Annotated in this window: 12 protein-coding genes; 1 reads left to right on the forward strand and 11 read right to left on the reverse strand. The window is 44.7% G+C overall.

What is annotated here, in order from left to right:
* Positions 1–100 precede the first annotated feature (100 nt).
* On the forward strand, positions 101–931 hold the full coding sequence (locus MLD56_RS19145; RefSeq protein ID WP_029515731.1) for a PPK2 family polyphosphate kinase: 831 nt from the start codon (positions 101–103) through the stop codon (positions 929–931).
* 114 nt (positions 932–1,045) lie between these two features.
* Here the strand turns inward: MLD56_RS19145 and crcB (MLD56_RS19150) are convergent, their stop codons facing one another.
* From crcB (MLD56_RS19150) to MLD56_RS19200, 11 genes are all read right to left on the reverse strand, one after another.
* Complete coding sequence (gene crcB, locus MLD56_RS19150; protein ID WP_029515732.1) at positions 1,046–1,402, reverse strand: fluoride efflux transporter CrcB; 357 nt, start codon at positions 1,400–1,402, stop codon at positions 1,046–1,048.
* Positions 1,399–1,800, reverse strand: a complete 402-nt coding sequence (gene crcB / locus MLD56_RS19155) for a fluoride efflux transporter CrcB (protein WP_029515733.1) — start codon at positions 1,798–1,800, stop codon at positions 1,399–1,401. The genes crcB (MLD56_RS19150) and crcB (MLD56_RS19155) overlap by 4 nt, the downstream gene beginning before the upstream one ends.
* An 85-nt stretch (positions 1,801–1,885) precedes the next feature.
* Positions 1,886–3,196 carry a replication-associated recombination protein A gene (locus tag MLD56_RS19160; RefSeq protein ID WP_029515734.1) on the reverse strand — a complete coding sequence of 437 codons (1,311 nt, stop codon included), beginning with the start codon at positions 3,194–3,196 and terminating at the stop codon, positions 1,886–1,888.
* Between the two features lie 358 nt (positions 3,197–3,554).
* Complete coding sequence (locus MLD56_RS19165) at positions 3,555–5,696, reverse strand: HelD family protein (protein WP_029515735.1); 2,142 nt, start codon at positions 5,694–5,696, stop codon at positions 3,555–3,557.
* Positions 5,697–5,931: 235 nt separating this feature from the next.
* Positions 5,932–7,749, reverse strand: a complete 1,818-nt coding sequence (locus MLD56_RS19170) for an ABC transporter ATP-binding protein (protein ID WP_029515736.1) — start codon at positions 7,747–7,749, stop codon at positions 5,932–5,934.
* Positions 7,750–7,846: 97 nt separating this feature from the next.
* Positions 7,847–9,145 carry an NCS2 family permease gene (locus MLD56_RS19175; protein WP_029515737.1) on the reverse strand — a complete coding sequence of 433 codons (1,299 nt, stop codon included), beginning with the start codon at positions 9,143–9,145 and terminating at the stop codon, positions 7,847–7,849.
* Positions 9,146–9,319: 174 nt separating this feature from the next.
* On the reverse strand, positions 9,320–10,069 hold the full coding sequence (locus MLD56_RS19180) for a tRNA threonylcarbamoyladenosine dehydratase (protein WP_029515738.1): 750 nt from the start codon (positions 10,067–10,069) through the stop codon (positions 9,320–9,322).
* A 152-nt stretch (positions 10,070–10,221) separates the two neighbouring features.
* Entirely contained in the window at positions 10,222–12,000 is a 1,779-nt protein-coding gene (aspS, locus tag MLD56_RS19185) for an aspartate--tRNA ligase (RefSeq protein WP_029515739.1), read from the reverse strand.
* Positions 12,001–12,085: 85 nt separating this feature from the next.
* Positions 12,086–13,330, reverse strand: coding sequence for a histidine--tRNA ligase (hisS, locus tag MLD56_RS19190; RefSeq protein WP_029515740.1), 1,245 nt, complete (start codon positions 13,328–13,330; stop codon positions 12,086–12,088).
* Between the two features lie 605 nt (positions 13,331–13,935).
* The gene (locus MLD56_RS19195; RefSeq protein WP_029515741.1) at positions 13,936–18,891 is read right to left on the reverse strand and encodes a type I polyketide synthase; all 4,956 of its coding nucleotides are present in this window, start codon (positions 18,889–18,891) and stop codon (positions 13,936–13,938) included.
* On the reverse strand, positions 18,888–25,892 hold the full coding sequence (locus MLD56_RS19200) for a beta-ketoacyl synthase N-terminal-like domain-containing protein (protein ID WP_029515742.1): 7,005 nt from the start codon (positions 25,890–25,892) through the stop codon (positions 18,888–18,890). Before MLD56_RS19200 ends, MLD56_RS19195 begins: the two co-directional genes overlap by 4 nt.
* Between the last annotated feature and the right edge of the window lie 10 nt (positions 25,893–25,902).

The raw sequence follows: 25,902 nt of genomic DNA on the forward strand, positions 1-25,902 counted from the left end.
ATTGAATTCCTCCTTTAAGGTAAGTAACTTTTGATAACATCCTCATTTGGGTATATGATGTAAACAAGATCATACTTCAATTGAAAAGGAGCGTGCCTTTATGTCTGATTCATTAGGAATGCTGACACCAGGTAAAAAAGTTTCTTTGAAAGAATGGGACCCTAAGGATACAAATAATATCAAAAATAAAGAAGAAATCCGACAGGAAACAGATCAATTGAAGGAACGCTTCACGGAATTACAAAGCAAATTATTTACAGAGAAAAAACAATCCGTTTTGTTTATATTTCAGGGCATGGATTGCAGCGGCAAAGATGGCGTCATCAAACAGGTATTTTCTAATCTGAATCCGGCGGGGGTGACGGTCCACAGCTTCAAATCGCCTACGGCTGAGGAATTAAGTCATGATTTCTTGTGGCGTGCTCATAGCGTTACCCCAGGACGTGGATATATTGCAGCATTTAACCGTTCTTATTATGAAGATGTGCTAATTACACGTGTTCACGGACAGATATCCGATAAGCAGGCCAAACGGAATATTAAGCATATCAAGCATTTTGAACAGTTGTTGCTGGATAATGGTGTAAAGGTGGTTAAAATCTTTTTACATATTTCAAAGCAATTTCAGTTAGAAAAGCTGATCGACCGAATTGAAAAGCCTCACAAAAACTGGAAACTCGATCCAAGTGATTTGCAGGAACGGAAATTTTGGAAGCAATATACCCAGTATTATGAGGATGTATTAGAGCTAAGCTCAACCAAACAAGCTCCTTGGTATGTCATTCCTTCAGACAACCGTTGGTATAGGGATTATACTGTGCTGCGGATTGCCGTCCAAACGCTGGAGGAAATGAAGTTGTCTGATCCTGATCCAAGACCTGAACTCGAATCCCTTTTACCTGAATTGTACAAAGAACGAGATAAAAAATAGCTGTATAGGTACAGCACTAAGCTTCCAAAACCGTATCACGGCTGAGAATGCCTTGAGTCGGGATTGGAAGCTTTTTATTGCATTTTTACGTGTTATTTCGAAAATGTATAAAGCTTAACTGACTCTGTACCCGATAGCCGCAGCTACAACTCCTACCACGACAGAGGAAAGTACATACGTAGCCATGCGTCGGTATTCTTTGCGCTCCATCAGTTGAAGAGATTCATAGCCGAATGTGGAAAAGGTGGTGTAGCTGCCACAAAAACCTGTTCCTAACAGCATCCAGAGTGCAGGAGACAACTGGTGTTGCGTAAACTCACCATAGAGCCAGCCTAGCAGCAATGAACCGCTGACGTTAATGATCCACGTCCCCCACGGGAATACGGTACCCAACCTCTTGCCGGCCCACATACCAAGCCCGTATCTCGCCAGTGTACCCATAATCCCGCCTGCCGCCGCCCACCAGATCATAAGCGTTCCTCCTTCGGAGCAGCCTGCGTCATTTTTGTACCTAGACGGATACCTGTCCATGTCAAAAATAGCCCTCCGCCTACGCTTAGCAGGAGGTACAACACAGCCGTCAGCATACGATCGTGAACTGTGAGGCGTACAGCATCCACTGCAAAAGTGGAAAAGGTGGTAAAGCCCCCTGTAAAGCCTGTTCCGATGGCAAGTCGCAATCGCGGCTTGATCCGCCATGATCGCAAGGTTACCGTAAAGAACCAACCAAGAAACAGGCAGCCGATCCAATTAATTAGCAGCACACCAAGTGGAAAATCCGCACCCGCCGCAGGCAGCAGCGATTGCAGGCCATAACGGGTAGAGGTTCCAAGCGCTCCGCCCGCGGCAACGAATAACATGTCTTTCATTTTTTTATCCCCTTCTTCGCACTTGCACGATCATGGCGTAACGTGACGATATCGTACACACTCTGTATATTAAGTCGCACATATATTAAGACTGTGAATCCCGCCAGCGCTGGTTTTGCCTGATTTTTGACTCATTCCCCTGCTCAGTAGCCTGATAGAAGGTTTGGTCTGCTATCGCATCGGGCAAATATTGCTGCTTCACATAATGATTCGGATAATTATGTGGATATTGGTAGCCTACATGACCGAGCTTTTCCGAGCCTTTGTAGTGTGCGTCACGCAAATGGAGTGGCACCTCAGCCGATTTGATATCGTCCATAGCCAACATGGCCCGTGAAATCGCCGTATATACAGCATTCGATTTGGGGCTTTCCACAGCGAACAAAATAGCCTGTGCAATGTTCAGCTTGGCCTCGGGCCAGCCGTTATTGCGATAGGCTTCAAGCGCACTCACCGCTTGCACCATTGCCTGCGGGTTCGCCAGACCAATGTCCTCGCTGCTTGCCGCGATGAGGCGGCGGATAAAGGTCATCGGGTCCATACCGAGTTTTTCTACGGCGTACAGGAACCAGAACAGCGCGGCATCGCTGGAGCCGCGAATGCTTTTGTGGAAGGCCGACAACACATCATACTGCGTGGATTCATCTGCTTTGACAATCGGGCGGCGAATGGATTCCTCAGCGACTTCCAGTGTCACGTGAATCGTGCCGTCTGCCAGCGGAGGCGTTGTGAGCGCCGCCAGTTCCAGCGCGTTTAAAGCGCGGCGGATATCGCCGTTCGCCATGGAAGCGATGTGAGCCAGTGCAGCTTCATCGACCTGGAGCTGCATGTAGCCAAGCCCTTTGTCCGCATCGCTTAAGGCGCGGCGCATAGCAGCCAGCGAATGTTCCTGCGTTAGCGCTTCAAGCTGGAACAACGTAGAACGGCTCATTAAAGCGCCGTTGACGTAGTGAAAGGGATTTTCAGTCGTGGCGCCAATAAACACGATCGTGCCCTTTTCCACCGCAGGCAGCAGTGCATCCTGACGTGAACTGTTAAAACGATGTACCTCATCGAGAAACAGAATGGTTTTTTTGCCATACATCGATTTATTCGTCTGTGCAAGATCAATGACTTCTCTTACGTCTTTCACAGATGCTTCTACAGCATTCAGACGTACAAAATCGCCTTGCGTGTGTTGCGAGATGATATGTGCCAGCGTTGTTTTGCCGCATCCCGGTGGTCCGTACAACAAAATTGAAGAAACCTGATCTGCCTCTATGGCTCTTCGCAGCAGCTTACCTGGACCCACAACATGCTCCTGTCCAATATATTCATCCAGTGAAGTCGGACGCAAGCGATCCGCAAGCAACCGATTGCTTGGCGTTGACTCTTGGGAATATGAAAATAAGTCCATTTCTTTCACTTCCTTATGATTTATGAACGAACACTTTCTTTTATCTTTGAAAACATACTATATTTAGGTTCGCTCATACGGTTGAAAAACATGAAAATTCAAGTCATCTATAATTCTGATACGGTGTAAACCGACTCTTATTCTACCATATCCGTTAACAAGTTGCAGATAGCATGGTCATGGCACAGCTGTAGGTCTTCAAGTCAGTCGCCCATAAAAAAGAAAGAACAGCCTTAGACGAAAGATGATTTCGTGGCTGTTCTTCGACTGGCATGATTTCATAATTTCATCACTAAGATAAACAGTAAACAAAAAGGAATACAACAACTCAGGCGGTACTTTACAACGCTTTTTCTGTTTACTTCGTCTGTGCCTGTACGTAACTAGGAAGTGAGCCATCATGCAATAGCCACAACTCATGCAGCGCACGGGTACATCCTACATACAGCAGCTTGGCATCCCATGCCCGTTCTCCATAATGCTCATGGTCGGCATCCGCCACAATAACTGCATCGAACTCCAGACCTTTGGATAGGTATACAGGCAGTACTGACAAACCGCCTTCATATTGCTTTTTACCACCGTCAATCAAATTCACATCCATCCCCGCACTTGTGAAAACCTCATGCAGTTCCACAGCCTCTTTTAAGGTACGTGTCAGCACAGATACAGTACGATACTCCCTGGAGGACAGCTCTTTTAGAGCGGTCAGCAAACTCTGCTCACGCACCGATGAGTCGTAAGATATAGTGCGCACCGGATCGCCACTACGAAATACTGGAACTGCCGTAATACCGCCGCGAACTCCCTGCTCCAAAATCGTGTTTGCAAATTCTATAATTTCCAAGGTTGATCTATAGCTTCGCGTAAGCGCAAAATACCCGGTATGTTCCGGTGCAAAAAGAGAACTCATTTCCTCCCACGCATGTACGCCACGGTATTCATGAATGCCCTGCGATAAATCGCCCAGTATAGTAAAGGAATGTCCTTTGACGAACAAATCCAGCAATGCGATATGAAAAGGTGAAAAATCCTGCGCTTCATCAATGACCACATGGTCAAAACGTTGAGATGATTCTACCTCATGAATCAGCACGTGGAGATACACTAACGCAGTCAGATCTTCTTCACGGATAATCTGTTTTCGCAGATCCGACTGTGTAGCCTTAAAAATAGCAGTCGGCAGAGAAGCCTTCATCTCCGCAGCCGTATCTGCGGGTAACCCTTTAGCTGCTTGAAAAAGCTGCTTGTAGAGCGTCAGTGCGTCGTATTGTGGCCATTTTTTAGCATATGCCTTTTCCCGTGCCCCTGCCTTTTTTTTGCGTTCCTTGAGTGCTGCCGCCGAAGGCGACTTTTTCAGCTCCATTTCAATCCAGCGGTGCACTCTTGCCAGTACACGCTCCTTCCGCTTCGCGAGCGGATAAGGCTTATACTCCTCATTAAACCAATTCAAAATCTCAGTTCGCGGCAGAACCGCTCCATCCCATGGTGAAAAATCCCCCTCGGGAACGGAAATGGGCTCCAGTCGTTCAACAAAAGCTTGAAGTAACTCCATAAAGTGAACTGAACCCTTGAATCTTCCCGGCGCCTCATCCATGGATTCCTCTCTCAGACTGCCACTCTCAAACCAATAAGATAATGTTTCGGCAGGATCAGCCAAAGGTAAATCCAAACCCAACAAGTCCAGCGCCCAGTCTGCAAATGTACTTTGCTGAATATCTCCGACCCCCAGCTCAGGAAGTACATCTGAAATATAGTCGAGAAACATATGGTTTGGTGCGAAAATGACCATTTTGTCCGCTGATACCTGATCCTTGTATTGATACAGTAAAAATGCGAGACGATGCAGCGCTACCGTCGTCTTGCCACTACCCGCTACCCCCTGAATAACGAGGGCAGTATTTTTAGCCGCGCGGATGATCTGATCCTGCTCCGCCTGAATGGTAGATACGATATCCCGTAAACGGTTATCCTTGTTTTCACCCAAACGATAAACGAGAAACTCATCGGAAACGGCCGGCTCGTCGCTTTCACGATTATACGTATCGGCTACCCGTTCCAGAATTCTTTTCCGAATGACAACGTTGCGCTTCAGATAGACCAAACCCTCAATAGTTCCCTCAGGAGCTTCATAGGACGCGGTTTCTTCACCACCTGTAAACGAATAAAATAAGCTGGCAATCGGTGCACGCCAATCAATCACCAGCGGATATGCTGACGTTTCTTCACGCTCTACTCCAATTTTACCGATATAAAGCGGCTTCCGCTGCCCTCTGCCACGCTCGTCAAAATCCATACGCCCAAAATAAGGCTCCTGCGAGCTTTTAGCCAAAGCCTGACGTTTTTCCTCCCGTGCAGATTCCAGCACTTGCTCTGTAAAATCATGCCCAGTGTATACTGGCGTATTGCGAAGCCGTTCCAATCTCCGATCAATTTCCTCCATAGCAAGCGACAGCCTGTGCTGTTCTTCTTGATAGGCACTTTGAAACTCATTCTCCATTTCAGTTACCTCCTAAGAATATCAAGTCTCGATTTCTGCATCATCCACTTGCTCCGACACAAAAAAAGGAAAGTAAGCGTAACACATTTAACCATAAAAATCCAACCTTATTTCTAATCCCCCTATTTCCCTACTCTTTCACAAAAGTATGGAGCTTTTCGGCACCAGCGAAGCGGGTGATTTGAATCCGAAGAAGCGGAGCGATCGGAGGATCAAGTCACACGCGAAGCGGCCTCTAATACTCCATACTTCTCTCCCCCATCTCCACAAACTGCTTTTGAGCCAGCTCACGGTACACCTGATGGGACTCTAATAACTCTGTATGAGTTCCTGCACCGGTCACCTTGCCCTTGTCCAACACGATAATCTGGTCGGAGTGAACCACCGTAGACAAACGATGAGCAATGACAATCGTCGTGCGTCCTTCCATCAAGTTCGCTAGGGCCTTCTGTACCTCATGCTCAGATGAGCTATCCAGACTAGATGTAGCCTCATCCAGCATGAGGATGTCAGGGCTACGAAGAAGCGCACGCGCAATAGCGATCCGTTGACGCTGGCCTCCGGACAGCTTCATTCCCCGTTCTCCCACCTCAGTGTTGTAGCCTTGAGGTAGATCCATAATAAATGTATCCGCATACGCCATCGTAGCTGCTCGTCTCACTTCTTCCAAGTCAGCTTCGCGCCCCAAGCCATATGTAATGTTATCTCTGACCGTTCCGGTCATCATTGAGCTTTCCTGCGATACATAACCAATTTTGGAGCGCCAGGAGGAAAGTGTATATGACGATATCGGTTCGTCTCCATAACGAATTTCCCCTGTATCTGGCACATAAAAGCGCTCTAGCAATGAAAATAAGGTGGATTTCCCACTCCCGCTCGGACCCACGAATGCTGTCGTCCGGTTAGCCGGAATGACCAAGTTTGCATTATGAAGAACCTCTTCACCTTCGGTATAGGAAAAGACAACATCACGAAGTATAATATCTCTGCTCTCTTTTGCCGCTTCCTGCTTCAACTCGAGCGGTTCCTCTTCATGATCTAAAATCGTCTGAATCCGTTCAGTAGCCCCAACCACCTTTTGCAGACGTGAATACAGAGTCGTGAATTGTGCCATCGGTGTGATCACCTGAAATAGCAGCAAAATAAATGCCACCAAATCCCCCGCGGTCAGCACACCCGATGCAACGCGAACACCACCAACCCCCAATATAATGACCAGTACTGCAGTCAACAAGAAGGTAGAAATTGGACCTACAAGGGCCAGGATACGTGACTCTTGCAAACCGAAGCGGAACATCCGGTAAATACGATCCTCACCAGCCTGAGCCTCTCTGCTTTCGGTTCCGTAGGCCTTCACCAGTCTGATTTCGCCGATAACCTGACTTAACACTGAGGTCAGATCTGCCATCTCATCCTGCTGTTTTTTGGAGATGCGGTACATTTTTCTGCCTACCGGAAATAAAATTAGAGCTGTTAGCGGAACAATAGCCATAATAATGAGCGTCATCACCCAATCCAGATAAAATAACAATGCAATACCACCAATAATTGCAATCACATTAGAAATCAAATTGACTAGATACTCCGTAATTAAGTTCATAATCAGGCTTGTATCATTAGTGACGCGACTCATCGTATCTCCTGACCGATTTCTATCAAAGTAAGGTATAGGTAGAGATAAGATTTTATGCCATAAGCGTTTGCGCAAATTAGCCACAATCTTATGCCCAGCATAGTTCAACATATAGATAGAAACTGCCGAAGCCACCGCTTGAATCACAAAAGCGCCAAGCAGACCAACAATGACCATACGGTTTAGTGAAGAAAAGGTCAAGCCATCAATCAACCCTTTAGTCATCATGGGTACGATTAAACCAGCCATGGTCTGAATCAGGGTCAGAATCAGGGCGATGATCAGAATGGCTTTGGGCGGATGCGCACTCGCAATCAATTTGATAAACCGCCCCATGCCAGCCTTATCCGGTCTTTTACCCGGCTTTTCCTTCATCCGGTCCTCCTGCTCTTCTTGGTGTATATGATGTTCTTTTTCCATATACCATCAACCTCGCTTCCTGTCTGACCATTCTTGTTCAAACAACAACACCCGCGCTCTGCGCGGGTATGAACAGTACAATCTATCTTCGAGTTTACTACACCAGAGAATGAAGCACAAAATTTGCCACAAACAGTACAGATATGATATATAATGCGATAGGTACTTCCTTGCCCCGTCCTGCTGCCAGCTTGGCTACAGGGTATGCAATAAAACCAAATGCCATTCCGTCTACGATACTATAAGTAAAGGGCATCATCACCATGATCAGAAATGCAGGAAACGCTTCAGTAAAATCACTGAAATCCATCTCTCGCACATTTTGCACCATTAGCCCCCCAATGATGATCAACACGGGTGCAATGGCACTATCAGGAATATAAGCCAACAGTGGAATAAAGAAAAACGTCGCCCCGAATAAAATAGCAGTTACCAGCGGTGTCATTCCCGAGCGTCCCCCTGCTGCAATACCAGCCGTCGATTCCGCAGCGGCTACCGCCGGACTGCTGCCCAAAATACCGGCAAAGATATTGGTTACAGCCAACACACGCAAGCTGTTTTTAAATAAATCCGGTCTACCAATCATGTTGGTTTGTGCAGTAATCATACCAATATTCTCGAATAGCACAATGAGTAGGAGCAAAAAGACAGCGATCCAGAAAGCTACCGAGACAATGCCTGAAAAGGAAAGCTCTCCAAACAATTGCCCATACTGTCGCACCGTTTCAGAGGTTCGTACCGTGCTTGTAGGCTCTACAGCTCCCAGTATATAAGCAAGCCCAGTTCCCGCCAAAATACTAATTAGTAAACCTCCCTGAACGTTACGCACAAACAATACAATAGCGAGCAGCAACGTTACACAAGCCGTAATTACCTTGGGATCATTAAAATGGCCAATAGCCACAAAAGTCGTCTGATGAGCAATCACGATACCGCTTTTTTGCAATCCGATAAAGGTTAAAAACAAACCAATGCCTACCGTAATTCCGTGCTGCAAATTATGGGGAATCGCTTGGCTAATCAGCTTGTACAATGATGTAAAGGCCACAATGGCGAATATCACCCCTGTGACGGCAACTACCATCAACGCTTCCTGCCAGCTCAGCTTCATGGAATGTACCAGCGTATAAGTGAAAAAGGCATTAATCCCCATCCCTGGTACAACGACCATTGGAGATTTCCCACCAAAAGCCATCAGTAGACAGCCGATCATCGATGTCAGCAGTGTCCCGAGCATCGCCCCTTGGAGGGGAATCCCGGCATCTGACAAAATAGTCGCATTAACCATAACAATGTATACCACGGAAAAATAAGAAATGGCCCCAGCGGCTAATTCCTTTTTCCAATGATGCTCGGGCTTGTAACCGAGACTTCTGGACCATAGTCCATCCTTCATACCAAAACCCTCCAGCAAGTTGTTCAATCTGTTTACAGTAAGCTGCACTTTTTCAAAACAAAAAAGAGCTGTAGCAACTGTGACACAAAGGATGTGATGCACAGAACTACAGGTCTTAAAGTGAATACATACTGCTGTAAATCTACGAATGCACTGCCATGCTATTTTTACAACTTACACACCAGCGTGTTCTAATAAATCCTTCACGGCTACACTAACCATGATCAGTCCTGCTACCGGAGGTACAAATGCATTGCTTGCAGGCGGCTGCTTCGCTTTCCGGATTTCAGGTGCGTTGGCAGGTACAATTTTTTTTGTAATTTCTTCACGTGGCTTCTTTGGTTCCTCATCGGAGAATACAACCTTGACGCCTTTGGTAATGCCTTCCTTACGCAACTTGGTGCGGATGACACGGGCAATCGGGTCCATTCTGGTTTGGGAAATATCCGCTACTTGAAAACGACTTGGATCCATTTTATTCGCAGCGCCCATACTGGAGATCAGCGGAATCCCCCGTTTCAGGCATTCCTTAATCAAATGAATTTTGTAAATAATCGTATCTGAAGCATCCAGCACATAATCCAGTTCGTACTTAAATAACTCCTCATACGTTTCTTCCGTATAAAACATGTTCAGTGCAATCGCTTCACATTCAGGATTAATCAGCTTCACACGCTCTACCATCAGATCCGCCTTTTTTTGACCTACCGTCGTTGTCAACGCATGTATTTGGCGATTAATATTGGTGATATCTACAACATCTTTATCAATCAAAATGATACGTCCAACACCTGTGCGCGCCAGTGCTTCCACTGCAATCGAACCGACACCGCCGATACCCAGCACGGCCACCGTGCTATTTTTCATAACCTCAAGACCTTCAGTTCCGATAGCCAGTTCCGTTCGTGAAAATTGATGCAACAATATGGTATATCCTCCCTCACTGATTTAAACTCTATACTTGAACTCCAGCATACAAACCACGAACCCATTATCCATAAAAGGGTAACGGGTTCACGGCATTCTATAATCTATCCACAAGCCACTCGGTGCACTTGCAAAGACAAACGTTCATCTTAAGCTTTAGGAGTAACAGGTTTCGGGGCAAGACGGATGTGAAGCTGTTCCAATTGAGCTTGATCCACTTCGCTTGGTGCATCCATAAGCAGGTCTGTCGCGCTAGCTGTTTTCGGGAATGCAATGGTTTCACGCAGGTTTGTACGACCTGCAAGCAGCATCACAAGACGGTCAAAACCGAAGGCAATACCACCATGTGGAGGCGTACCATATTCAAATGCATCCAGCAGGTAACCGAATTTATCCTTCACTTCCTCAGGCGGCAGGTTGAGCGCTTTGAACATTTTCTCCTGAACTTCACGCTTGAAAATACGCATCGAGCCACCACCCACTTCGTAGCCGTTCAGCACGATATCGTAGGCCTGAGCACGAACTTGACCTGGATCTGTGTCCAAGAGGGCCAGGTCTTCTTCCTTCGGACGAGTGAACGGATGGTGCTCCGCTACATAACGTTTTTGTTCTTCATCATAGCCCAGAAGCGGGAAGTCTACGACCCAGGCAAATTTGAATTTGTTATCGTCGATGAGGCCCAAATGACGGCCAATTTTCAGACGAAGTGCGCCCAATACATCAGCAACTACTTTTTTATTATCCGCAGAGAAGAGTAACAGATCGCCTTCTTCAGCTCCCGTACGCTCTTTCAAGGCTTCGATTTCTTCCGGTGTGAAGAATTTAACGATAGGCCCCTTGAATTCGCCTTCTTTCACTTGGATCCAAGCCAAGCCCTTTGCTCCATAACGTGCTGCAAAAGGACCCAGGTCATCAATGTCCTTACGGCTCCACGTGCCACATCCTTTGGCATTGAGAACTTTAACTTCCCCGCCCTTTTCAATTACGGAAGCAAATACTTTCACACCACTGGTTGCCACGATATCATTGACATTAATCAACTCCAGACCAAAACGCAGGTCAGGCTTGTCTGATCCGTATTTATCCATTGCTTCTGCATGTGTAATTCGTTGGAACGGTGTTTCCAGTTCTACTCCAACGGTTTCTTTGAACAATTTCACCATAAGACGCTCCATCATAGGCAGCAAATCATCCTGTTGCATGAAGGAGGTCTCAATGTCGACCTGCGTAAATTCAGGCTGACGGTCAGCACGCAAATCTTCATCACGGAAACAACGTGCAATTTGGTAGTAGCGCTCCACGCCACCAACCATCAGCAATTGCTTGTACAGTTGTGGAGATTGCGGCAAGGCGAAAAACTCACCTTCATGTACCCGGCTAGGTACCAGATAATCACGGGCGCCCTCTGGGGAACTTTTTGTCAAAATCGGTGTTTCCACCTCAATGAAATCCTCACCGTCCAGGAAATCACGGAATACTTTTGCTGCTTTGGAACGCAGCTTCAAGGTCTGATGCATTTCCGGACGACGCAAGTCCAGATAACGGTATTTCAAACGCAGTGACTCGTCTACTTCCACGCCATCTTCAATGAAGAACGGAGGTGTTTTGGATGCATTCAATACTTCGATTTCAGTGACACGCACTTCAATTTCACCTGTAGGCAGGTTCGGGTTAATCGTTTCTGCATCCCGTTTGACAATGGTACCAGTAACCTCAAGCACATACTCACTACGAACACGGTCCGCAATTTGCAGTGCGTCACCGGAATATGCCGGATTAAATACGATTTGTACAATTCCGCTACGGTCACGCAGGTCTATAAAAAGTACGCCCCCCAAATCACGACGGGTTTGTACCCAACCGTTCAATGTAACTGTTTCTCCGATATGCGCATGAGTCAATGCGCCGCATTGATGACTCCTTTTCATAATACACACTCCTGTTTATATTTAGTAGTTAATGCTATATGACAGCCAGAGGGAGACTCCCCCTGACTGATGTTACACATCTTCTTTATCCTAGTTCTTCCACCAGCTGATCCAGCTTAACAGTGCGCTGCACGCCCGTTTCCATGTTTTTCAGTGCAATTTCACCTTGAACCAGCTCATCTTCACCCAGAATCGCAGTATACCTTGCTTTAAAGCGATCGGCTGATTTCATCTGCGCCTTCATTTTACGACCCAGATAATCTCGTTCTGCGGAAAATCCAGCTTGACGCAATTTGAATAGTTGTTTGGTTACTTCCGTTTCTGCCGCCTCACCCAACGCCACCATATAGATATCTAACGGCTTGGATTCGTTCAGTTTGACACCTTGATGCTCCAAAATCAGCTGGATTCGCTCCAGTCCAATGCCAAAACCAATCCCTGGCTGATCCGGTCCGCCCAGATCTCCAACCAATCCGTTGTAGCGGCCGCCTCCACCGATCGTGTCTATGGCACCAATTCCTTCAGCTTTGAATTCGAACGCTGTCAACGTATAATAATCCAACCCCCGTACCAAACGCGGGTTAACTGTATATTCCACACCCATGGCATCCAAATTTTGCTTCACTTTCTCAAAATGTATGCGAGATTCCTCGTCCAAGCTATCCAAAATCGAAGGTGCACCTCCAAATTTGTCCTGGTCATCTTTGCTATCCAGCACTCGCAGCGGATTACGCTCAATGCGTGCTTGGCTCTCCTTGGTCAACGTATCCTTAATTGGCATCAAGAAGTCCACCAGATGCTGCCGATAAGCTGCGCGACTGGCTGCATTACCGACGGAGTTAATCTCCACCTGTACTCCTTTCAGACCCAGTTCACGGCAGAATTGATACCCGAAAGCAATAACTTCTGCATCCAGTGCCGGATCGACCGCCCCAAATGCCTCAATTCCAAATTGGTGAAACTGGCGCTGACGCCCAGCCTGTGGACGCTCATAACGGAACATCGGACCGATATAATACAGCTTAGTTACATCCGGCTCCCCGTATAGTTTGTTCTCCACATAGGAGCGGACAACCCCTGCTGTTCCTTCCGGACGCAAAGTCATGCTGCGCTTCCCTTTATCCTCAAAAGTATACATTTCCTTTTCCACTACATCCGTCGTTTCACCCACACCTCGAACGAACAAATTCGTTTGTTCGAACATTGGTGTACGAATCTCTCGATAATTAAAGCGGCGGCTAATCTCACGGGCTTTTTCCTCGACCACTTGCCATTTTTCTACACTGCCCGGCAGCAAATCCTGTGTTCCCGTCGGTTTTTGAAAGGCCATTAACGTATCCCCCCATCGTTGTATTTCATATTGTGCTCTTTCTTCTTGCTCCACTTTCAATATAAAACAAAAAATCCCTCGTCCTGTTAACATTAACAGGGACGAGGGATTGTCGTTTACAAATCACCCGTGGTACCACCCACATTCCGGAGTTTGTCCAGACAACCAGCATAAAATCACTCATTGCCCGTCAGCAATATACTGACTCCGCTCATACGTATAACGCCCGTAACGCGCAGTACGGCTATTATGCAGGACCATCCACTGTCGGCACAATTACAATGTACTTTCAGTAGGGTTTCCTCAATTGTTCGCCGCCTGTTCTCGGGGAGGTCATTCATCCGCTCATCAAGGGAATTTTTACAGCCTGGAAATTCCTCTCTGCGCTTGTGGGTTCGGAGTACTTGGTCCCGTCATCAAATCATTTTTCATTATTTTATGATTTTAATGAACCGCTTCGACAAAGTCAAGACATTCTATAGCTTCTCTGCAACTTTCTATCATTGTCACAAATGGACACGAAGAATTTCAACAAATACAAAAAAAAGCAGTCCTGGGATTTAAAGCCCAGGTCTGCTTTTTTTGTTTATTATTTTATTATCTAACTATACTTCTATTTGCTCAGTGAAATTCCAGCAATTCTCAAGTCTATTTTCACGTTTTGCAACCATGGGACGCGTTCTAAGTAGAGGGTGCGATGATGTTGCTGCGGTTGTAGCAACATTGAACATAGATCCTTCAGTTGCTGGGTGGGCCGTCTCATGTGGAACCCAGTAACGTTCTTTGGTAAAAGGATATGTCGGTAGATGAAGGCGATGCGGCTTATCCTCACCATATAACCTGCTCCAATCAACATGTAAGCCTCCTACCCACAATCGAGCTATACCTTCCATATCAGCTGAACCGATGTATGTCTCCAATAAAAAATCCAAATCGTCTGAATCATGAGTCCATGCTCTCTCTGACACTGTCTCTTCTCCCTGAATAAATTGCTCCATCTTATGAAGCAGCTCATCCATAGAAGAAGCAACAAAAGAAACTCGCACAGACATAGACTCCCGCCCAACTTGTAGCGTGTAGGCCAGTTCCCTAAGTCTTTCATAGCTTGCTCCCCGCTCTGATGAGCTATGAATCTTAAGAAATTGGAGCAGATTATGCACGATCTGCTTAAGGTTTTCCTCTTTCTTGGCTGAAAGTGGAATAATAACCAATGTTTCCGTGCCTGAAAGTGAGCTTGTTCCCTTCGTTTCCGATGGTACATATTCTTCCAGAATAAGATGAGTATTACTTCCACTTGCCCCGAATGAGCTTATACCAGCCCGTCTAGGTAAAGAAGAGCATGCTCCGTTCATTTCGATTTCTGGTGCTACCCATGCTTCATATTGTTGCTGAATTTGAAAAAATGAATTTTTAAAATCAATATAGGGGTTGATTTCCTTGGCATGCAATGAAGGAAATAGCTCCTTATATTTAAATTGAAGCAGAATCTTAGTTAGTCCTGCAATGCCCGAAGCAGCTTCTAAATGCCCGATATTCGATTTAATAGACCCTATCACACACTGTTGTTTGTTAAGCCCGCACTCACTAAAAGCCAATTCAAGGCCACGCATTTCTATCGGATCCCCTAATGAGGTCCCTGTGCCATGGGCTTCCACATAACCAATAGTTTGAGGATCAACCCCTGATTTCTTAATAGCGTTTGAAATGACTTCCGATTGGGCTACAGGATCTGGTACCGTAGCTCCCGAAGTTTTCCCAGCATGATTTACTGCAGAACCTTTAATGATTCCGTAGATGGAATAACCTTGCTTTTTTGCCTCGGCTAGACTGGTTAAAAGAATTGCTCCAACCCCTTCACCGGGAACGTATCCGTCTCCATCCTTGCCGAAGCTTCGGCATCTGCCGTCAGTCGAGAGAAACTGAGCTTGCTTCAAAAAAAGGTATTTGTGGGGATGAGTAACTAGGTTAACACCACCTGCAACAGCATAGTCACATTCTCCCTGTCTAATGCTCTCACATGCCAAGTGAATAGCAGTAAGAGAAGAAGAACACATTGAGTCTACAGCCATGGATGGCCCATGAAAATTCAGACAATACGAAACCATATTAGCTATTGATGAAGCTGCAATCCCAAATGCTAATGGCGTTCCACGCTGCGTCATCTCCGCACTAAACAGTTCATAGTTATTCCAAAATACCCCTGCAAATACCCCCACACTCTGATCACTGGTGGAGGGATATTGATGATGACTTTTATCAAGCGAGAACCCCGCGTCTTCACAAGCTTCCCAAGCTGTCTGCAAAAACATTCTTGCCTGGGGGTCCATCATTTCCGCTTGCGCAGCTGATATATTAAAAAATAACGGATCAAACTCATCGATTCTGCCCAGGAAGCCGCCGTGATTATAGATCTCTCTAACATCATAAGACAGTTTATTGTCCCGCCAACGCTCGGTAGGAACATTGGAAATACAATCCTTTCCCTCTTTTAAATTAAGATATAATTGCTCTATGTTATCTGCCATAGGATATTTCCCAGATAGCCCCACAATAGCAATGTCGTCATGTTGACTTCGCTTTTTCTTAACACTTGATTCAGCTTCCTCTTCCTGATCCGCGTTCATTTCCGTTAACCTAATAGAGATACCTGGATTTATCGTTATATTAGATTTCATCTGCTCCTTGATTGCTTGAACATTGCCATAGAGAACCACTGTATGAGTGCTCCCATTTGCCAATACAGCATCCAGTATATGAAGCCCATTGGACGTAGGCAGTGCTTCGCTTCCTCCCGCTTTATACAGCAAATCCTGCATATCTTCACTGATCCGCATGCCGCCTTCAGACCACAATGGCCAATTCACCGTTATCGTTTGTCCACAGCGCTCTCCCCGTTCTACTCGACCCTGTCGTTCCCATGCAAATGCATCCATCCATCCATTTGCACTTGCATAATCGGCCTGTCCTAAATTTCCAGTAATAGCTGAAGCAGATGAAAAAATGACGAAGTATTCCAGCGCATCATGTTTTGTTGCCTGATCCAGATTCCAGATACCACTGACTTTGGGTCGAAACACCTCATGTGCTTCATGCATTTGTTTATTGATAATAAACTGATCTTTTACGACACCGGCAGCATGAACCACTCCCGTTACAAAACCCCAATGATCACGAATATTTGTCATTATCTTTTCTATAGCAGCCAGATCACCAACATCAGCCTGATAATACCGGACTTCTGCTCCCATTTGAACTAATGAGCGCATTTGCCTATTCTGTGGCTCAGTTAATCCCGATCTTCCAATCAATGCTATCTTAGCCTTACATCTAGCTAAATGATTGGCAACATGAAATCCTAATCCACCAAAACCACCAGTAATTACATATACACCTTGCTCTTTAAAGGGAGAAGCCATTTCCTGAAACTTTTTTTCATACAGTTTATTAACAAAACGTTCAGTAGAATCGGTTGGATACAAAACTGTCCGTGCACCATCTTCGAGATGATGGGCTTCCTGTATTAAAATATCCCTAATTTCCGCTGCCTGCCTTGTAGCCATATGTCTAATCATAATAATTTGACCATGAACTTTGTGATTTTCTAAAGAAGCTGTTTTCAGTAAACCCTCCAATGCATATACAGCTTTATGGTCTTTATCCACATCAGCAACAAGCTGAATCAGGATTTCGGAACTTCCTGATTTCTTAATGTGCGTCTGAATAAGATGAAAAACTTGTTCAAAACAATCCTCAAATTGCTGGATGGACTGTGTACTAACAGAATTAAGGTCTAATATTTTCCATGCATCGTTACTTTGCCGTTCGAACCAGGATAACAGCTTTTTGCTTCCGTTATACATGAGCGTGATATGGAGATATTCAGGATACTGCACTTGGGTTGCCGGTATCGATTCATGGCTCCAGAAACGTTCAAAGAGTAATGCTTGAGGCAAACTAGACTGTGGATCGACAGCAACTTGCGATCCCTGGTCCGTATGCTCCTCCTTTTCCTCTATGAACGCAGTTCCGCTATGTTCAAATAAAAATTCAGTTAATGCTGTAATGTTAGGGTACTCAAACAAAAGTGTAGGGTATAATGCTCCGCTCACTTTCTCCTCTAAAACCTTTACCAGCTTCAACAATTCAATGGAATCCAATCCAAGCTCATAAAACCCTTGTTGTATTCCAATCTCACTGGCAGATACATGAAGAACCCTTGAAATTTCCTCTTGCAAATAACGTTCAATAGCAGTTTTAAGAGTACGTTCGTTCTGTACTGTGGGCGTATCATAATTGTCCTCGCTCCCCACATTTTCATTGAACGCTTGAGCATGATTTTCAAGTAAATATCCAGTCAGGCTGTCGATTGTGGAAAACTCAAATAGCAAAGTGGGATACATTATCGTGTCTACTCTTTCCTCCAATACTTTAACCAATCGGAGCAGTTCGATAGAATCCAATCCTAATTCGTAAAATCCTGCACACACTTCTATCGTATCTGCATCTACCTTGAGTACCTTGGCAATCTCTTGCCGCAGGAAATTCTCAATAGCGATTTTAGTAGTTAAAGAAGAGTATTCACTTTCTTCTATTCCCACATATTTATCTTTCGAAACAGGTTTTATTTGTTGAACAGATTGCGCTTTATCCTTCTCCTCAGGCAGAGAAACTACAGGTTCCATCAGTTTTTGAATCAGTTGGGCGTCTCGGATACGTTTAACTGAAAAATTGCGAAATTCAACAGCCACCTCACCTGTCTCACTATATACAGTGATATCTCGGGATATGAGATCTGGATTGATCAGTAGACCGTCTACAACTTCTCGTTCCTCTGTATACGTATAGATGGTGCTCGGAAGCCTTTGATAAATACAAAATCGTTCTATTGAAATAGGCATATAGGGCGAACCGTCCTGGTTCACCCAATGTTGCGTTCCATTTTTGGAAAAAGACATTCCTGCCATCGATGCCCCATCCAACAATGCAGCATGCGCATAAAAATAATCGGCATCATTTTTCGCTAGCTCACTTAGCTGGAGCTTCATTACTTCCTGATTGCCCCGTTGATAGACGTTTCCCAGTGTTTTCATAAACGTGAAATGCCGAATTTTACATCTGCGGGCCAATTCATACATCTCCTCCATGTCCCACTGCTCTGTGGCATCATCCGCGAAGGCGGCAATATCGGGGCATGGTTCTATGAAAATATGCTCTATTCTATACATCAAACAATTCATATTAATAACCTCAGATGTATCCACAGCTTCCTCATTCTTTACTTTTATACTGGTCACTTTCACCTCCCAATATCGTTCCTTTGGAATGAAAGCAACTAGAATCTGCTGGTCAAAATACTCGGATGTGATGATAGGCTGCATGAACAGGACATGACGTAATTCGATGGCCTGGGTTCCTAAATAGCAATCTGCCAGTCTATAGATCATATCCAGTAAAGCCACCCCGGGCAACGTGCGTATTTCATGCACTTGATGATCCCGTACAATTAAATTGTTATGAGTTAGCCGCTGTGCATAGGTTTTGGGAGTTGTTCCTTTACTCATTGCAGTTTCCCCTCCCTATAAATCTCAATGGGTTCAAAAAATCCCTGCTTCCATTCTTCCGCTTTCCGCGTGACCGGTTTTATGGACTCCGGAATATCCATTGGCTCTGGCCAATAGCGTCGGCGGTTAAAGCGAATCCCTTCATCATCTGAACTCAATACAGCCTGAAGTGCATGTGGAACACCTTCATTACTTACGATGATATGAGCATTATTCCCTCCAAGCCCAAATGAACTGATACCTGCACGTAAAATTCCCGCTATACCTGTCCACTTCGAATGGCGCTTTACAATATAAAACGGAGAGTCATCAAAATTAAACCGTGGGTTGGGATTGCTGCAATGCAGTGTTGCTGGCAGCTCTCCACTACTCATGGACAGTAAAACCTTGATGAAACTTGCTATCCCTGCTGCACTAATCAGGTGTCCAATATTACTTTTAACACTACCAATTCCGCAAAACTGTTTGTTACCTGTAAACTTTGAGAACACAGTTGTCAATGCTTTTAGTTCAATAGGATCACCGATAAGGGTACCCGTTCCATGGGCTTCCACATAGCTAATAGTCTCAGGATGAATATGGGCATCTGCAATCGCTTTTTCAATAAGTTCCTTCTGGGCCTCCGGGTTTGGAGTAGTGATACCCATGGTATTTCCATCATTATTGAGCGCTGATCCGTCAATGACACCATAGATTTTATTGTTATCCTTGATGGCTTGTTGCAGGCGCTTTAGAACGACTACGCCACATCCTTCGCCCACACCAATACCATTAGCATCGGCACTGAATGCCTTGGAGCGCCCTTCAGGAGATATGATATTAGCGGCTCCCAGAAGTTGGTATATGGTCCCATCCAATATAATGTCCACCCCTCCAGCCAGTGCAATCTCACTCTCACCGTTCAATACGCTTTTGGCCGCCACATGTATTGCGGTTAATGAGCTGGAACAAGCCGTATCTACTATCATATTAGGGCCTTTCAGATTATAGACATGAGCCAAATGGGCAGCAATAAAATTTTGACCAACACCGATAATGGTATCTTTATCGTTTTCTTTCAGCTTTTGATAATATTTATTGGTTCTCGCGCCCACAAATACACCCACTTGCTTATTCCATAAAGCTTCTTTCGTATATCCGGCATCTGCAATCGCACCCGCGCCACACTCCAGAATTTTACGCTGTAACGGATCAATTTGTATGGCAAGGGATGGAGGGATGTTAAAATAATCAGGATCAAAATCCTCAATTTGATCCATAAACCCACCCACACTCTCAATTGCTTTTCCGGCAAACGTTTGTCTAATATGCCCCACCCGTGAGATGGGGGCTTCACGTATACTATCCATACCATTCTTTAGATTAAGCCAAAATTCATATTTATTATGAGCATCCGGAAATTGACAATCAATTCCTATTACAGCTATTTTATCATTTTTATATAAATCGTTTTCTTCCCTGTCTAGGAACGCTATATTCTCTTCTAATAAGGGAGAAACGGGCTTCTGTTCACATTCTGTATTTGTTACTCCCTGTGCTTGACTTTCTATGTTAAAAAAAGTCTCAAGTATATCCGTGTGGTTCTCAGTTAGATAGGCTGTCAAACTTTTCATGGTTGGATACTCCAAAATTACGGACGGATCAAGTGAGACTTCCTTTAATTCATAGTCCATTCTGGTGATGACCTGAGCCAGCAAAATCGAATCCATTCCATATTGTTGAAATGGAGTATCCGGTTTGAATTCGGCTTTGTCAATTCTCAATTCTTTGGCAAAAAGTGAAACCAACCATGATTGTGTCTTTTCCGTAAGATCAATTTTATCCAGATATCCACTTCCTAGATTTTGCATGGGAGCCTGTACTGGCCCTCTCTCCTCTTTCACGAACTCTGTTACCGAGAGTCTCCGCTTCATTAACTGAGTAGGGTCCCATATAACCGGATTTACCCATGCAGGAAGAATGACTCGATAGCGGGAATCTGCCAGAAGGCTGTCCAACATATTCAATCCTTCTTCGTTGGACATACTGAGCAAACCTGCTTGTTTGTATGGTTTACTGGTGACCTCCCCCATCCCCACTTCCCTCCAGCTAGGCCACTGGATACTCATTATCGAACAAGGTCCTGTAACCGACTCAGCAAAATAATCCATATATGCATTGGCCATTGCGTAGTCGCTGATCCCTGCGCCAAGTGCTGGAATAATGGCAGACACTGAAGAAAATAGCACTAAGAAGCGCAGAGGCTCATTTCTGAAACTTTGATACATGACATTTAGACCCAGCACTTTGGGATTCAATACTTGTCCAATCACCTGTGGAGATTTTCTTATAAACGCCAGATTTTCCAAATCAGCCAGACCCGCACAATGAATGACGCCACCAATAGGACCCATAAAACGCTTGACGGTTTCCACCGTAATTCGCATGGCCTCCACGTCTGATAATTCAACCGATAGGACAAATACCTCTACTCCAAGGCGTTCGATACTTTGAATTGCCCGTATCTTTGCAGCAGTTGCGCTATCCACAGCCTCAAGTGAATTCCATTGCTCCTTCGGCGGCAGTGGTTCCCTACCCGATAGCATCAGCTTCTTTACACCATAATGCTGTACAAAGTGACGCGCACAGAGTAGGCCTAGTCCTTTCGTTCCCCCTGTCACCCATAAAACATGATTTTCGGGGAATTTCCGTTCATGAACTGGATTGTGCTGTACATTGACTTCATTCAAAAACGCGCAATATCTCTGTCCATCGCGGTAAGACACTTCAGTATCCTCATTGTTGTCCATGTATTCGCAGGCAATTTGCTCTGCAAACAATCTATCAGCCATTCCAGATTGTCCATCCATATGACGTGAGCGGATATAGCTGTACTCGCTTTGCAGCATACGATACAAACCAACGTTCAAAGCTCCTGATAAATTGATTTTTTCATTCTTATAAGATTCCAAGTCTTTTGTAACACAAAGCAACATCAAATTGTTTCTATTCCCATACTCAATAAGCTTTTGCAGCCAGGAAATGTATTCAACTTCCGGCTCCTGAGCATAACCGCACCCAATCAGGTCAATACAGCCCGTATACTTATTCCACATGTGATCCTGCATCAACAGATCATCTTTAATTTCATCTCTACCTAATATTCGCACATCTGAAAAATAAGAAGCCAGACAGGCTGCAAGCTCTCCTGTATCATGAGTGGACAAGATTGCAACTGTACCAACGATATCACTTTTTCCGACAAGCGGACTTGCTGCCCATTGCTTCGTTGTATAAGACAATTTTCGAGTTTCTGATCTGTGATGATCGTCTATACTAGCTTTTCGCGAGTCTGGAGCAATGGTGGCCGCATCTGAGATAGTTTGTTTTTGGGGTACCCAAAATTTTTCCTTGCCAAAAGGATAGGTGGGCAATGAAACTCTAGAATATCCCCCATTTGCAAATAATTGATGGTAATTAAGCCCGTATCCTTGCACATACAATTCAGCTATAGTAGACAAATTTCTAGCGAAAAGAGTTTTATCATTTTCATTTATACATTTCGTAATACATTCATTTCCATGCTGTTTTAATTCCAGATCATCCCTATTCTCAGATCCATTCAGAGCGGAAACATACATATTCGCAGTTCTTCCCGTTTCCAGCCAGTTATCCAGTATATTAGCAAGCTCGCTCGTATGACTTACAATGCATGCCAGCCGATAATCAAGGTGTTTACGGCCCAGTAACAAGGTGTAACTCATATTACCTAAATCCGGCTCTTCCACCTTCTTGCAATAAGCGCTCAACTGATGGGCCTGCTGCTGCAACTGTTCTTCTGTTCGTGCAGACAGAACGATTAAATAACTGGAGACAGGTGCATAATGCCGATTCATTTCAGGAGCTTCTTCAATCACCATATGAGCATTGGTACCGCTGAATCCAAAAGAGCTTATGGCCGCGCAACGTTTTGTATTCCAAGGAACAGACCATTCCTTGAAACTTGTATTTACATAGAAGGGGCTATCGTCCATTTTAATATTCATGTTTCCATGTTGATAATGGAGGGAAGGAACCATTTGCCGATGCTGTAAAGAAAGTAATATTTTCAGCACTCCAGCTATACCAGAAGCATATTGGGTATGACCAAGATTCGATTTAATGGTACCTAACGCACAATAGCTCTTCTTATTGGTGTATCTAGTAAATGCCCGATTCAAGGCCTTATATTCTATAGGATCACCTAACTGTGTGCCTGTCCCATGCGCTTCAACCATTTGTATATTTTCTGGATGAATCCCAAAACGATCGAATACAGTTTGTTCCAAACGTTCCTGAGATTTCGCGCTTGGTGCCGTAATCCCATTAGTAAAACCATCCTGATTGACCGCAGTACCTTTAATGACACCGTATATGTGGTCACCATCGGCAATGGCCTCCTCTAAACGCTTCAGAACAACTACACCTGCTCCTTCGCCTGGCACAAATCCATCTGCTCTATCATCAAAAGCATGGCACCGTCCAGTTGGGGACAACATATTGGCACGATTAGAATACACATAAAAATTGGGAGTTGTCTGAATAAATATGCCGCCCGCCAAGGCCATGTCTATTTCTCTCGTCCAGAGCCCCTGACAGGCCATATGAATCGCTACCAGTGAACTGGAACAAGCCGTATCTACTGCAATCGCTGGTCCATGCAAATCTAGGTAGTAGGAGATTCTGGCAGGGAGAATAGAACTAGCGTTTCCCCAAAAAGCTTGGGCTGGAGGGTTATCGTCGAGCCATTCTGCATAATCGGAAGGACCACAACCTACATAAACGCCACAGTCCTTACCTTGTATCCCCGAACCCGCATATCCAGCATCCTCCAAGGCTTTCCAAGACTCTTCCAGAAAAATACGTTGCTGCGGGTCCATGTATGCAGCTTCCAGTCCTGTAATATTAAAAAATCTGGGATCAAATCGGTCAATATCTTCTATAAAACTACCATAGTTACAATACTCTTTCCCTTGATCGTAATACTGGGATAAATCCCACCGGGATACCTCCTGGATTAAGTCATTTCCATGAACCAAGTGATCCCACAATTCCTCAACCGATGCCGACTGGGCAAAGCGCCCGCTTATACCAATAATGGCGATATCATCTTTTTTATCTTGTATTGGAATTCCTTCAGAAGTCTTTTTATTTAAAATAGAGTCATTTCTGGCAAGTGGACGGGCATTGTCGGTTGCTTTTGTTGTTTTTTCGTTGGCAGATATTCCTTTTCGAGACAAGCCGTCAGTTTGAAACCGGTTGGTCCATGTCCGTGCAACTACATCCTGATGCTGCGACAAAATATAGGAGGACAATTGACGAATGGAACTATAATCAAATAAATCAGTAGTTTCCAATTCAATGCCAAGCGTATGGTTAATCGCTTGAATAAATTGGACTCCCGTAATAGAGTCAATACCGTAATCAGAAAAGGACTCCTCAGAATCTATCATATTAACTTCGACTTTAAGAGTAATGGACAAATGTTGAAGCAAAGTTTCTTTTACAAAATACTGCACATTCTGTTTTGAAGAAGGCGATATCCGAGAAGGGACTGCTGGTGAAAACACTTCCTTATACTGTGACAAGATGTATGCTGTAAGCAAATTAACCGAGCTGTAATCAAACAGATCAGTGCTTTCAAGTTCGATGTGCAATATGCGATTAATGCTCTGCACCAATTGTGTTCCCGTAATAGAATCGACACCGAAATCGGAGAACGAATCATCATGGTCAATTAGGTGAGCCATTACCTTTAAAGATTCTGATAATGTATGGACAATGCATTCTTTCACATATGTTTCGATGTCCATTCCATTCGATTTAAGATTGGTCTGTGTTGGGGCACCAGATGATGGTTGACTTGAAACCGACGTTCTTCCCCTGTCCCGCTTCGTACCTCGAGTGACCTGAACTATACCATCACTTTGCGCACTAATAATCTGCTGCCCAAGCTGGGTTTCTTCCGCTGCCAAAAAGCCAACATGGTGATACCCTTCGATTTCCAATAGTTTTTTCCACTGAGTTGGATATAAGCCTGGACATCCCTGAATACGTACGGCAGGATCTTCATACATCCACCATCCCTCCAACAAACCGAAGGTCAGATGAGTAAAGATGGATTTGTCTGAAATTTCATTTAAGAGAATCAGACCGTTATTAGAGATCAAGCTCTTAGCGTTGCGTAGGGTTCGCCGGATATTCCGGGTAGCATGCAATACGTTAGCCGCAATGACAATGTCATATTTCCCTACCTCAATCCCTTGCTCGGTTACGGCTTCTTCAATATTTAAAACCTCGAATTTCAGAAAAGGATTCTGTTCTCCATAAACTCGTTCCCCATGCTTTAGAAAAGCTTTGGAAATGTCTGTGTAACAATATTCCTCAACATATTGTTGGAATGGCTTTAGTTTATCGAGAACTATTGATGTTGTTCCTCCTGTTCCCGCACCAATTTCCAGAATACGTATTTTTGTTTCTCTATGTTGCTTTAGCCTATGTTCCAAGAAAGCAGTTACCTGATCCGAGAGCATTTCATTAAAATAATCAGCAACCTTGTTATGCTTGTAAATACCTTCGACAAGGTGCATGGAACCTTTGGGAAACATAATATCAGTTGCGGGAACTTTTCCGGTTAAGATTTCTGGTAGTGCTTTTAACGTAGCTTCAACCAGTAGAACCTGGGCTCTCAAATTAGCATCTTTAGTCCAATGCTGTTTGCTTTGTTCCCATTTCCCCCAAACTTCATGAATATCGGATACGGTAGAGACAACGGCCGGATTACGTGTAAAGATATCCAAACTTTCTTTCATCCATAATCTATATATCTCCTTTAATCCATAGCTTGCCCACAAACGATCATCTTCTGGATTTGCGTTCAGCAGCCCCATAGTACGCAACTGAGCTTGTAATATCTGAATTAAAAGTCTATCTACGGCTTTTATTTGTTCTCTGTAAATGTCGAATTGCTCACCATTCTTCATGGTTGTCCTC

This window comes from Paenibacillus peoriae (assembly GCF_022531965.1).
Classification (GTDB): Bacteria; Bacillota; Bacilli; order Paenibacillales; family Paenibacillaceae; genus Paenibacillus; species Paenibacillus polymyxa_D.

Coding starts and splice junctions, on each gene's coding strand:
- MLD56_RS19145 (WP_029515731.1), top strand. CDS start 101: ATGTCTGATTCATTAGGAATGCTGACACCAGGTAAAAAAGTTTCTTTG.
- crcB (WP_029515732.1), bottom strand. CDS start 1,402: ATGATCTGGTGGGCGGCGGCAGGCGGGATTATGGGTACACTGGCGAGA.
- crcB (WP_029515733.1), bottom strand. CDS start 1,800: ATGAAAGACATGTTATTCGTTGCCGCGGGCGGAGCGCTTGGAACCTCT.
- MLD56_RS19160 (WP_029515734.1), bottom strand. CDS start 3,196: ATGGACTTATTTTCATATTCCCAAGAGTCAACGCCAAGCAATCGGTTG.
- MLD56_RS19165 (WP_029515735.1), bottom strand. CDS start 5,696: ATGGAGAATGAGTTTCAAAGTGCCTATCAAGAAGAACAGCACAGGCTG.
- MLD56_RS19170 (WP_029515736.1), bottom strand. CDS start 7,749: ATGGAAAAAGAACATCATATACACCAAGAAGAGCAGGAGGACCGGATG.
- MLD56_RS19175 (WP_029515737.1), bottom strand. CDS start 9,145: ATGAAGGATGGACTATGGTCCAGAAGTCTCGGTTACAAGCCCGAGCAT.
- aspS (WP_029515739.1), bottom strand. CDS start 12,000: ATGAAAAGGAGTCATCAATGCGGCGCATTGACTCATGCGCATATCGGA.
- hisS (WP_029515740.1), bottom strand. CDS start 13,330: ATGGCCTTTCAAAAACCGACGGGAACACAGGATTTGCTGCCGGGCAGT.
- MLD56_RS19195 (WP_029515741.1), bottom strand. CDS start 18,891: ATGAGTAAAGGAACAACTCCCAAAACCTATGCACAGCGGCTAACTCAT.
- MLD56_RS19200 (WP_029515742.1), bottom strand. CDS start 25,892: ATGAAGAATGGTGAGCAATTCGACATTTACAGAGAACAAATAAAAGCC.